The sequence below is a fragment of the Streptomyces sp. NBC_00076 genome (genome assembly GCF_045041235.1).
Classification (GTDB): Bacteria; Actinomycetota; Actinomycetes; order Streptomycetales; family Streptomycetaceae; genus Streptomyces.
The window spans coordinates 3288051-3299440 of the sequence record NZ_CP108242.1 but is presented as its reverse complement, the minus strand read 5'-3'; the positions used below and the strand labels follow the sequence as shown (position 1 = coordinate 3299440).

Genomic DNA, 11390 nt, shown 5'->3' with positions numbered 1-11390 from the left:
GCCTGAGGCACCTCCCCGCCCGAACCTGTCCCCGACCCCCGAGGAGCCCTAGTTCATGGCCCGCACCACCCCGCCCCGCCCCGTCGACGTAGAAGCAGCCTTCCCCGAACTCGCAACGATGCGCCGGACCGCAACTCGTCTGCATCCGCGGCGCGGTGTTCCCACCGTGCATGACAGTTCCGTCGGTGGCCCGCTGCTGTGGCCCGCTGACGAGCCCTGGCCGGTCTGTACGATCCCGCACAAGCGCGGCAGCGGCTACCGCTATTCCGAGGTGGTGCGCGAGCGGGAAATCCGGGAGCTGGCCCGGCGGCGCGACCCACGCGGGCCCACCCCGGAGGAAGCCCAGGAACTCGCCGGGTTCAAGCGGGGTCGGCACGCCCCGCATCTCGCCGACACGGACCCCATCCCGATGCTCGCCGTGGCTCAGCTGTACCGACGCGATGTGCCCGGGTTGCCCGATACGGGGGAGGGAGACCTGCTCCAGGTGTTCTGGTGCGGCTTCGAGAGGCACGGCGACAGCCGCTACGAGCTCCACGTACAGATGCGTCGGCGTCACTCCAAGGACGTCGGCACGCTCCTGGCCGAGCAGCCGGTCCCGGAGGTGATCGGCCGCCCCGAACTCGTCCCGTCCCCGTGTGTGCTGCATCCCGAGGAGATCGTCGAGCACCCGTACTTCATGACTCTTGACCCCTCCCTCCAGGACCGCATCGACGCATGGGAAGGACCGGAGGACGAAGAGGACGAAGAGGACGAAGAGGACGAAGAATCGGAGGGCGAAGAAGGCCCGCAGTACATCTACGACTTGTCCACTGCCCCCGGCTGGAAGGTCGGCGGCTATATTGCCTGGAACCTCACGGGGCCCGGGCCTCTGGACTGCGGCACCTGTGGCACGGAACTCACCCCGCTCCTCACAGCGGACCAATACGAATGGACTTCCGGTTCGAGCAGTTGGATCCCGCACGAGGACCGGCAGGACCGCCGGGTCAGGGGCGCCAACACCCCGACCCGCGTCTCACCGGGCCGCGGCCGCCTGACCATCGCCGTGTGCCCCCGTGACGCGAACCATCCGATCGGCCTCGTCAGCCAGTGAGGTCCGCCGCCAAGGCGGACTCCACCCCTGCGCCACGTCACCCGCATGGACAGCCCCAGTGGCACGTCGACGTAGACCGGTGCTTGCTGGTCCTAGCCGCCCGCTGGGCTTCCGCGCGTGGCTGCACGCCCGGCCGATCCGTGACGCGGGAGAGGAAGCGACCGACCGCCCATGGAAAGAAAGCTGCAGGCGCTGCGCACTCCACGTGCCGTAGGACTGGTGGGGATCGTCTTCGCCCTGCTGCTCGCCGCGGCCATCATTCTGGTCCGTCTGGCGGTACCGGACGAGCCGGGCAACGTGGGCACCAGCTGGGTCACCGACCCCTCGCGTCGGCGTACCGTCCAGACGGCGCTCAACCTCATTCCCTTCGCAGGCATCTTCTTCCTGTGGTTCATGGGCGCTGTGCGCGCACGCATCGGAGAGGCCGAGGACCAGTTCTTCGCCACGGTCTTCCTGGGCAGCGGTCTGCTGTTCGTGGCGACTCTCTTCGGGGCCGCGGCGGCGGCCGGAGGGCTGCTGGTCACGGCCGACCTGGCCGGGGCCGGCTCCAAGCTGCAAGGGTCGTCGTTCGGCCGTCATGTCACCTACAGCCTCCTGACGACCTACGCGATGCGCATGGCCGCGGTGTTCACCTTCTCGACCTCCACCATCGGGCATCGGCTCGGCGTCCTGCCGCGCTGGCTCTACCTCCTTGGCTATCTCGTCGCTCTGACGCTGCTCCTCGTGTCGGGCAGCGTCGCCTGGTCCGAGCTGGTCTTCCCCATGTGGGCCCTTGGCGTCAGCCTGCACATTTTCGTGGCCGGTCTCCCGTCGAGGCACGGACCTGTCGGTGCGTCCTGAACCGGTCGTTTCCACGACTGTGAGAGCGGCCGCACCCATGCAGCCGGGGGCCGGGCCGGTCCACCAGTCGGTGGACCCGAGGTTCAACGGGTCGAGGCTGTCGGCGCGACCCCCCCCGCCGACCAGCATGAACGGCGACCTGTCCCGCACGGAGGTGATCGCGCTGCCGGTCACGCTGATCACCCTGCTGCTGCTCGATGCTGGCGTCGCACGTCTTTCCGGACGCGGGCATCGGCACCAACGTGATCCTGCTGATCGGTCTGGCCGTCGGCGTCGACTACACCCTCCAGGCCGTACGGCCCACGAGGCCGCCCAGGACCGGTCCCGGCCGCCTCACCACCGCGGTACTGCGCCCCGTCGGCAAGCACCCCGCCGCCGTCCTGACCGGCACCGTCCTCGTCATGCTCGCCCTGGCGGCCCCGGTGCTCGGCCTGAACCTGACGGACATGGGCCGTGAGACCCACTCGCGCTCCATCGTCGCCATGCGGACGTACGACCGTCTCAACGCGGCCTTCCCGAGCTGAAGTCCGTGCCACCGTGAAGACCCACCTCCTGCGCGTCTTCGCCAAGCTCGACGTCAGCGACCGTACGCACGCGGTGGTCGTGGCCCTGGAACGGGGGCTGCTGGTACGCCCGGACCGGGACAAGCGGACCTAGGGCCCACAGGGCCCCCACGCTTCAACCCGTGAGGGGCGGACGAGGTCACGCGGTGAACGTCGCCAGCAGCCAGCTGCCGGCGCCACTGGGTCGGGCCGAGAAGCGGCGCAGGCCTCCGTCGGCGTCGATCCAGTAGCGAGTGTGGCCCGGTGTGCCGCGCGTCGTCCCCGGTGCGGGGGTGGACGGGCCTGCGAAGACCGTGGTGGGGACGCCTTCCACGGTCTCCCGTCCGAGGCGGCGTGCGCCGCTGTGGAGGAGCAGTTGGGCGTTGTCCGGTCGGTCGGCGGCCAGGCCGAGCAGCAGGAGCAGGGTGGTGTCGACGGTGGACGTCTGAGCGGTGAGCGTGCGTTGGGCCCAGCCGTCGCGGGGTGCGTGCGTGGGGAGGGCGCCGGTCCAGTCGCGCTGGACGGAGACGGTGGTGCGGTTCCAGCGCAGGAGGTGGCGTCCGTGTTCGAGGTCCCCGCCGTTGCCTTGGAGGATCGCGAGTCCGGTCCCGTGGCGCCAGTCGAGGCGGCCGGTGAGCCGGGCGGAGTGACCACGCAGGACCGGGACGTCCGCCGTGACCTGGGCCGCGCCGCGCCGGTAGTTCGTGAACCGGGTGAGAGCGAGCAACTCGGCCTGCGGGGTGGTCAGTGCGGGGGCGGTGGTGGCGGAGGCCGGAACGGGCGGCTTGTCCTGCGTGCAGGCTGAGCCGCTGAGCAGGACCAGGAGGGTGAGCGCCATGCTCCGAGCGAAAAGGGCGGGTGCGGTGTGGCGGCGTGGCGGTCTCATCGTGCGGTCGCCTCTTGGCGGGGGCGGGTGGCGAGCAGGTCCGGGGCGGGGAGGGGGATGCGGTCGGGGTGTACGTCGCCGGGCAGGTGGAGCGCCGGGGTTGCGGGGGCGGATCGCGCGTGCGGGAGTTGCGGCTGGCCCGGGGGCGCGGGCACGTCGACGAAGGGGATCCCGACCGGTGGGGGAGCGGTGCGCGTGTGCGGCGCGGTGGAGGTCCTGCTGTTTCCCCGAGGGCAGGGCGCGGTGCGCGACAGGTCTGCCGGAAGGGTGCGGCGCAGGGTGTTGCCGCGCAGACAGTTGCCCTGGCCCGGGGCTCGGGCGGAGGCCTGGTAGGTGACGTCGACCGCGTTCGCGGACAGGGTGTTGTCCTCCAGCCGGTTGCCCAGAGGGGGGACGTCCTCATGGGAGGCGAGCACGATGCCGGCGCGTGAGTTTCCGCTGACGCGGTTACGCAGGAGCGTGTTGTGCTGCCCGCCTGCGATGCCGACCCCGATGCCGAAGCCCCCGTCGGCCTGTTCGGGGGTATCGGGCGCGTTGTTGTCGGAGACCAGGTTCCCGGCGACCACGCCGCCCGTCTGCGGTACGTAGGCCTCCTGGTAGTCGGTGTCGATGGTCATGCCGACCCGGTTGCGGGCGAAGCGGTTGCGCAGCACCCAGATCGGGCCGCTGGCGTTGGTGCCCTCGTAGCCGATGGCGTTGCGTTCGGCGATGTTGTCCTGGACGAGGACGTGGCAGGGCTTGCACTGGCCGACGTAGAGGCCGGAATCGGCGCTGCCGGACGCGTAGTTGTGGTCCAGCACGCCGTGCCGGGCGTTGAACGCGTAGATGCCGTACAGGCCGTTGGCGTGGGCGGTGACGTAGCGGACGCGGAAGCCGTCGAGGGGAGGGAAGCGGGCCGGGTCCAGGTGCTGGTAGCCGTCGCTGCCGCGGGCGAGTCCGCCGTCGGCGTCGCTCATGCCGGTGACCAGGACCCCGTTGAGGAGGTGGTTGCGGACGGTCAGGTTCTCCACGGAGACGCCCGCGGCGGTGACCACGATGCCGTTGGAGCGTCGGACCTGGCCGTCGATGATGACGCGGTTGCGGTCGGTGCCCCGGAGCACCACGCGGTCGGTGCGCACCTGGACGCTCTCGTGGTACACGCCGGGCGAGACGAGCACCAGATCACCGGGGCGGGCCCGGGCGAGCGCGGCGTTGATCGTCGCCGCCTGGGCAGGCACCCGGATGGTGGCGGGCCGGGCCGGAACGGCCGGGCCATGGCTGTCGGTGGTGGACGTGCCCGAGCAGCCGCCGAACAGGAGCGCGGCGGACAGTACACCGCCCAGCGTCGCAGCGCGCCAACGGCGAGGTGTCCGGCGGGCGATGAGCGGCGTCATGTGGGGTTTCTTCCGATCCGTGAGGGCAGCGGACTTTAGCTTAAAGTGCCCGGATGACTACTGACAGTACTCAGTTGGGTGAATCAGGTACGCAGGAGCGGCCGTCGCGGCGCCAGGCGTTGGTGAGGGGCACGGCCGCCACGGTGGCTGCCGGAAGCACCGGATACGCGGTCGGCGCACGGGGATGGCCGACCGCTCCGCCGGACGGTGGGCCCCCCGAAGGAGCCTCGAAGGCCGGGTCGTCCTCCGCCGCGGGGATGGTGACCGTATCCGCGCTGGGCCCTCGCCAAGCCGGGGTGGACCGTCCGGCGCAGCCCCAGCAGCATGTGGCCCTGTCGGTCTACGACCTGCCCGGGGCCGGACACCCGGACGTACCGGGCAGCGACTTCGTGCGCCGGAGCGGGAGACTCCTGGCCGAGTTGGGCACCCGTGTCCTCACGCTCGGTGCACAGGGCGGCGACGCGGCTCTCGGCGGACTCCCGCCAGGGGACCTGACGGTCACCGTGGGGGTGGGCCCGCACGTCGTCGCCGCCGTGGACGGCGACCTGCCCGGGGCTCGCGAGCTTCCCGGTTTCGCCCGGGAGGACATGCCGGACTCGGTCCAGGGCGGCGACCTGATGGTCCAGGTCTGCGCGTCCGACCCGCAGGTCGTGACGCTGGCCGACGGCGCCCTGAGAGCCTGGCTCCAGGAGCACTCGGCGACGGCGCGCTGGACGCAGCACGGGTTCCGGCCCCCTGCGCCGACCGCGCGACCCGGACAGCGGGTGCCGGTGCGCAATCTGCTGGGGTTTCTGGACGGCATCGTCGTCCCGCGTACCGAACGGGAGTTGGCCCGGGAGGTGTGGCTGCCGGCCCCGGCCAGGGTGCGGGGCGGCACGGTCGCGGTGGTGCGACGCCTGCGGCTGGACGTGGCACGCTTCCTCGCCCAGGACCTCGAAACGCAGGAACGGGCGATCGGCCGGCGTCGCGAGGATGGTGCGCCGCTGAGCGGCGGCGCCCCGGACGCGCCCGTGGATCTGGGCGCGAAGTCCGCTCAGGGCCGGTATCTGGTCCCGGCCATGGCTCACGCACGCCGCGCCCACCCGGGCGGCACGGGCAGTGGACTGATGCTGCGGCGCGGCTACAGCTACGCCAACGGACCGGACGATCGCGGGCTGCTGTTCATCTGCTTCCAGCGCGAGCTGCGCACCTTCGTGGCGACGCAACAGCGCCTGGACGACGGCGACGAGCTGTCCTCCTTCGCCACGGCGACCGCGTCGGGCACCTTCTTGGTGTTGCCGGGCTTCTCGGCCGAGCGTCCGCTCGGCGCCTCCCTGTTGTCCTGAGCCTGCCGAGGTCGAAGACAGGCCGAGGGGCCAGGCCGCTCCGTAAGGTGGCCTGGCCCCTCGGTTCTGCGGGTTGTGCGGGCTGTCAGGTGCCTGCCCACATCCCGGCGTCGAGGTCGTGGTTGACCGAGCCGGGCGGACCGGTTGTCACCGTCGCCACCGCGGTCGCGGCTTGTTCGTCGCCGCCGGTCGGCTCGGCGTCTGAATTGGTTGCCGGGCCAGGGCGCAGGGGACGGGTCCACATCAGCTCGGCGATGGTGATGCCGCCAGGCAGATTGCTGGTGTCGACGGTGGTCTTGTCGAACTCCACCGTGTAGTCGGTGTTCGGCAGGAGCCCGTCGCGATGGTCGAAGTAGTACTCGCCCTTGGCATCGGTCTTCTTCTTCGCGACGACCCGCCCGGACGAATCCTTGAGGATGACGGTCACGCCCTGGATGCCGAGGGTTTCGTCGTACCTGGCGTTCTGGGTGCCGCCGCCGTCGTCGAGCCAGACCCGGTTGCCGATCTGCACCGGCGGTTCGTCGCACAGCAGTTCCAGGTCGCCCAGGCCGTGGGCCTTGCCGAAGCCGCCGTCGGTGTCGTAGACGACGCCGAACCCGTCCTGGGTCGCGTCACGTCGGCCCGTCGTCCGGTCGAACCACCCGATCCCGCCGGAGTTGATGACGCGGTACGGGTCAAGGGTGGTGCTGGCGATCGTGGTCTGCTGCAGCGGGAGTGCGAGCGCGCCCTGCGCGGTCTCCCGGTGGCTGGTCCCGGTGTAGTAGGTGTCGCCGGTGAACCACTCGTTGCCTCCGCCGGGGCGGGGGCAGTCGGCGCTGCCCTCCCAGTGGTAGGTGCCGTCGGACTTGCGGCAGACCCTGTTGATGTCGCCGCCGGTGACGGTGGACTCGACGGGTCCGTTGGGGTTGGCGTTGGGGATCACCAGCCCGGACTGGTCGCCGAACCGGTCGCGGAAGCCCAGGACCAGGCCGCCGTCGCGCTCGATCTCGATGTCGCTGAGCATCGGCTGCGGGTAGGCCACGTTGCCCATGGGGAAGTTGGCCAGGTTGTCCTGAGTCCACGGCTTCCAGTTGCCGGGATTCGGGTCGGAAGCCGGGTCGCGGGGGAAGTTCAGCGGTTCGTCGACGATGGGTGCGGCGCCGAACGTGCCGGTGGCGGGGTCGTACGTCCAGACCACCGCCCGCAGCTTGGTGGGATCCTGCGTACTCTCGGCGGAGCAGACGCCGCCCGCGTACACCACACCGTCGCGCACCCCCAGGCCCATCGGCCGCCAGTCGCCGGGAGGTGAGCAGGCGGAGTCCGGGATCTGGACCGGTGTGCGCTTGGGTGCGCCTGCGGTGGGCTGCGTCGCGTCGTAGGTGTAGAGCTTGCCGTCGTTCATGTTGACGACGTACAGCTCCGAGCCGTCCGAGGAGATCTCGATGTCGCCGAGGGACTCCTTGCCGGGCTGGTTGGCGAACGGGGCGTCGACGCGGTTGCCCTGGTTGTGCGGGGTGGTGCCCGCGTTCGGCACCGTGGCGAACACGCTGGCGCCGCCGGTGGCCGGGTCGGTCACGTAGATCGCGCCCTGGCCGCCGGGGCCGTACTCGGTGTGACGCTTGGCGTAGGCGCCGGAGAAGAGCCGCTTGTCCTTCTTGCGGTAGGCCAGCCCGTAGAGAGCGCCGGTGTTCTGGACCGTGGCGATCGGCCTTGGGTTCGCGGCGTTGCCCTGGGTGTCCCCGCGGGAGTTGTACGGGAAGGTGACCAGCGTCTTCTGACCCGGCTTGGTCGCCGCCTGCTGGCAGGCCGTGGCCAGCGTGGGGTTGTCCTGGCAGTAGTCGTCGGGATTCCACACGGCCAGGTTGAGCGTGGCGTCCTCGCCGTCCTCCATGTTCACGTAGTTGAGGTGGGAGGACAGTCCCGTGCCGGCGAACGCCGGCTGGAGGAAGCCGGTGCCGGTGGCTGGGTTGTACTTGTTCGGCCAGTCGATCAGCTCGACCTTGTACTTCCCTCTGGAGCGCCCCCAGGTGTCGAAGTCGATGGTGATGGTCCCATCGGGGCCGACCGGATAGGTCCGTGTCTCTCCTGAATGGTCGCTCGTGACGCGAATGGTCGCGCCGGCCAGGGCGGTCTGGATCTGCGGGTCGAGAGTGCCCTTCGCGGCGAACTCCCTGAACACATTGACCGTCAGCTTGCCCTCGCCGGTCTGGGCGGAGGCCGGCGCCATGGGCGCCAGCAGGGCGCTGGTACAACTCAGCACCAGCATCGCCCGCCAGGCTGTTCGTCTGATCACGTGATTCCCATCTCTGCCTCGCACTCGCCGTGCAGTCCAAGCGGCCTTCGCTCGGGGCACCGGGTGTTCAGAGGCCCTCGGCAGGATCCCGGGAAACGTGACCACCCACGGCCCACCACAGCCGCACTATTAGCACAGAGTAACCGAATATATACGGACAGTGACCATAACCTGAACGGGTGACCCTCGCGCCATGTGCTGAAGCCGGAAGCGCCCGACAGGCCGCGGAAGCCCGTCAGCGCAAAGGGCCCCTGGCCCGCGGTGACGCAGGTCAGGGGCCCCCGGCGGGGATCAGTCCGCGTCAGCCGTCGGACTCCGACGACGGGAGGTAGGCGCCGGGCACGTCCTTGGGCGCGAAGATCTTGTCCTCGCCCGGGTACGCCTTCTTCCAGTCGTGTGTCTGGTACCAGGTGAAGTGGTTCATCTGCGCGGGGTTGGCGTAGTCGGGCACGGCACTGGGCCCGGTCAGCCGCTGCTTCGACTTCCAGGTCTCCCACTGCGCCGCGAGCGCCTGCTTGTCCGCCGGCACCTTCACCGACGGCACGGCGGCCGCACTCGGGTCCTGGGCTGCCGGGGTGTCCACGCCGCAGGCGGGCGGGGTCTTCAGGCCATCGGTCAGCGAGGTCCGGTTGGGCAGCGCCTTGAACGGCGTGTAGACCGGGTGCGGGGTGAACGCCCCACGCATCGGGCTGGCCGCGCTGTCCTTCTGGTTCATCGGGTGGATCCCGAGGATCTGCTCGATGGTCCGGATCATCGTGATCTGCGAGTAGTAGTGGTTGTCGACGGTGCCGCGCTGGGCCCAGGGGCTGATGATCTGGATCGGGGCACGGTGGCCGTCGACGTGGTCGAGGCCGGCCTGGGAGTCGTCCTCGACGACGAAGATCGCCGAGTCCTTCCAGTACCTGCTGTGCGAGATCTCGTCGACGATCTTGCCGGTCGCCAGGTCGTTGTCCGCGACCTGGGCCGGCGCGTTCGCCGGACCGCCGGTGTGGTCGCTGGAGAGCCAGAACATGTTCAGGTTCGCCGGCCCGTTCTTCTCGAAGTCCTGCTTCCAGATCTGCTCCCGGTAGACGTCCGGGACGCTGGTGTCGAACTTCGGGAAGCCGGGCACCGACACGCTGTTGAGCGACGGGATCGGCGAGGACGAGTTCAGCGGGTAGGCGGTGTCCTGCCCGGTGGCCGCCATGTTCTTGGCGTCGCAGTACAGGTTCTGCCAGCTCGCGTCCGCCGGTTTGGTCAGGAACTGCTGGAACTCACCGAAGTCCCGCACGGACTTCCCGGCCGCCTGCGCGCCGGTCCACAGGAAGCCGCTCCGCTGGTGGCCGAGAGCGTCGTCCTCGGTGTCGTAACTGCGCTGGTACTCACCGGCCGAGGACTCGGTGTACTCCGGGTCGTCGGCCTGCATCAGCCAGTTGTGACCCTCGGCGGAGTTCGTGCCGATGTCGTAGGTGTTGTCGTACAGACCGAACTGCTCGGCCAGCGCGTGCTGGTTCGGCGTCACGTTCTCGCCGAACTCCGCCAGCGACGGGTCGCCGTTGCCCTGCGGGACGTCACCGAAGAGCTGGTCGTAGGTCCGGTTCTCCTTGACGATCAGGAAGACGTGCTTGATCGTCGACGGATCGCCGAGCCGCTGCGGGACCGGCACCGGCTGCGCGTGACTGGTGCCCTTGGCCCGAGTCACCGAGCCGGCGGTCCAGCCGTTCTGCTTGAAGACCTTGGCCGTCTGGGACCTGATGACGCTGTCGCTCGGCAGCGTGAACCGCTGCAGGCTCGACGTGGTGTCGTGGGTGGCGTGCCCGGCGCTGGTGGTGGGGCGGCGGGCGTCGATGCCACGGGTGTTGGAGACGACCACCTGGTTGCCGACGGTGGCGATCTCCGCGGGGAAGTAGTCCGTCGGGAGCAGGCCGACGTAGCTGACCGGCATCTGCGGGCTGGTGTACCGGTAGACGGCGACCGCGTTGGCGCGGCCCAGCGTCACCAGCAGGTGACCGTCGTCGGTGAGCGTCAGCGCGTCGGGCTCGTAGCCCACCGACGCCTCCGGCCACGGCTGGGTGGCGATGGTCTGGACGACCTTGTCGCTCGCGGTGTTGATGACCGACACGTCGTTGGTGGCCGTGTTGGTGACGAACAGCGCGCCCTTCTTGGCGTACAGCGCGGTCGGGTGCAGGCCGACGTTGATGCTGCCGACGGCGGCGGACGGTTTCGCCAGGTCGATGACACTCACGGTGCCCGTGGTGGTGGCCGCCGTCTTCGGGTCGGCCGGCACCTGGGTGCCGTACGAGTTGATGGTGGTGTCGCCGGGCTTCGCGGGACGCCCGCCCTCGTTGCTGACGTAGAGCCTGTCGCCGACCTTGACCATGTCACGCGGGGCGTTGCCCACGGCCCAGCTCTGCTCGACGGCACCGGTCGCAGCGTCGAGGGCGACCACGCGGTTCTGGCCGTTGACGGCGGAGTACACGGTGGAGCCGTCGGGCGAGAACACGGCCTCACCCACCAGAGCGTGCTTGGCCCCGTCCGCCGGGATCTTGACGGACGTCGGGTTCGTGACGCTGCCGTCCGGGTTCACCGTGAACCTGGCGTAGCCGTCGGTCTGGCCCAGCCACAGCTGCGAACCGTCGGGGGAGTACGTGGGGCCTTCCTGGCCCACGTCGTTGCCGCTGATACGCGGGGTCGACGACGCGGAGCTGCCGACGAGTTGCTGCACCTTCCAGGTCTTCAGGTCCACGATGGACAGCGCACTCCCGCCGTCCGTGACCGAGGCCGCGAGGTGGGTGCCGTCCGGGCTGACCGAGGACGACATGATCTTGCCGTTGTTGATGACGAGGCGGTCGCCGTACGGGGCGATGTACTGGTCGCTGGAGATGACCTGGCCCTGGTCGGTGACCTGGCCGACCTGGTCGGTGCCGAACTGGTGGGTCTGGGCGAAAGCGGTGCCGGCGGCGAGGAGGGCGACGGCGGTGGTGCCGGCCGTCAGCAGGGGTGTACGGCGGCCGAGGCGTCTGCCGAGAAAGCCGGAACGTTTCTCCTCGACGCGCCTGCGGCGGCGTCTTACCTGCATGGGG

Annotated in this window: 7 protein-coding genes and 1 pseudogene; 4 read left to right on the top strand and 4 right to left on the bottom strand. The window is 70.1% G+C overall.

Annotation, left to right across the window (positions count from 1 at the left end; translation table 11 throughout):
- The first annotated feature begins 55 nt into the window (after nt 1-55).
- The 3 genes and pseudogenes from OHA64_RS15025 to OHA64_RS15015 form a co-directional block, all read left to right on the top strand.
- The gene (locus OHA64_RS15025; RefSeq protein ID WP_405613128.1) at nt 56-1090 is read left to right on the top strand and encodes a hypothetical protein; all 1035 of its coding nucleotides are present in this window, start codon (nt 56-58) and stop codon (nt 1088-1090) included.
- A 171-nt stretch (nt 1091-1261) separates the two neighbouring features.
- Complete coding sequence (locus OHA64_RS15020) at nt 1262-1930, top strand: hypothetical protein (protein ID WP_405613126.1); 669 nt, start codon at nt 1262-1264, stop codon at nt 1928-1930.
- 136 nt (nt 1931-2066) lie between these two features.
- Nucleotides 2067-2448 (top strand): annotated as a pseudogene (locus OHA64_RS15015) (MMPL family transporter); the annotation flags it as partial.
- 184 nt (nt 2449-2632) lie between these two features.
- Here OHA64_RS15015 and OHA64_RS15010 read toward each other — a convergent pair.
- Both OHA64_RS15010 and OHA64_RS15005 read right to left on the bottom strand, forming a co-directional pair.
- Nucleotides 2633-3310 carry a hypothetical protein gene (locus tag OHA64_RS15010; protein WP_405613124.1) on the bottom strand — a complete coding sequence of 226 codons (678 nt, stop codon included), beginning with the start codon at nt 3308-3310 and terminating at the stop codon, nt 2633-2635.
- 44 nt (nt 3311-3354) lie between these two features.
- The gene (locus OHA64_RS15005; protein WP_405613123.1) at nt 3355-4731 is read right to left on the bottom strand and encodes a right-handed parallel beta-helix repeat-containing protein; all 1377 of its coding nucleotides are present in this window, start codon (nt 4729-4731) and stop codon (nt 3355-3357) included.
- Nucleotides 4732-4784: 53 nt separating this feature from the next.
- Here OHA64_RS15005 and OHA64_RS15000 point away from each other — a divergent pair, with 53 nt between their 5' ends.
- Nucleotides 4785-6056, top strand: coding sequence for a Dyp-type peroxidase (locus OHA64_RS15000; protein ID WP_405613121.1), 1272 nt, complete (start codon nt 4785-4787; stop codon nt 6054-6056).
- Nucleotides 6057-6141: 85 nt separating this feature from the next.
- Here OHA64_RS15000 and OHA64_RS14995 read toward each other — a convergent pair whose 3' ends face one another.
- Nucleotides 6142-8328 (bottom strand): SdrD B-like domain-containing protein, encoded by a 2187-nt coding sequence (locus OHA64_RS14995; RefSeq protein WP_405613119.1) that lies wholly within the window; start codon nt 8326-8328, stop codon nt 6142-6144.
- A gap of 301 nt (nt 8329-8629) precedes the next feature.
- On the bottom strand, nt 8630-11386 hold the full coding sequence (locus OHA64_RS14990) for an alkaline phosphatase family protein (RefSeq protein ID WP_405613117.1): 2757 nt from the start codon (nt 11384-11386) through the stop codon (nt 8630-8632).
- Nucleotides 11387-11390: the final 4 nt, after the last annotated feature.

What these genes read in the sequence shown, in the direction of transcription:
- OHA64_RS15000 (WP_405613121.1), top strand. Translation starts at nt 4,785, where the DNA reads ATGACTACTGACAGTACTCAGTTGGGTGAATCAGGTACGCAGGAGCGG.
- OHA64_RS15025 (WP_405613128.1), top strand. Translation starts at nt 56, where the DNA reads ATGGCCCGCACCACCCCGCCCCGCCCCGTCGACGTAGAAGCAGCCTTC.
- OHA64_RS15005 (WP_405613123.1), bottom strand. Translation starts at nt 4,731, where the DNA reads ATGACGCCGCTCATCGCCCGCCGGACACCTCGCCGTTGGCGCGCTGCG.
- OHA64_RS14990 (WP_405613117.1), bottom strand. Translation starts at nt 11,386, where the DNA reads ATGCAGGTAAGACGCCGCCGCAGGCGCGTCGAGGAGAAACGTTCCGGC.
- OHA64_RS15010 (WP_405613124.1), bottom strand. Translation starts at nt 3,310, where the DNA reads ATGGCGCTCACCCTCCTGGTCCTGCTCAGCGGCTCAGCCTGCACGCAG.
- OHA64_RS15020 (WP_405613126.1), top strand. Translation starts at nt 1,262, where the DNA reads ATGGAAAGAAAGCTGCAGGCGCTGCGCACTCCACGTGCCGTAGGACTG.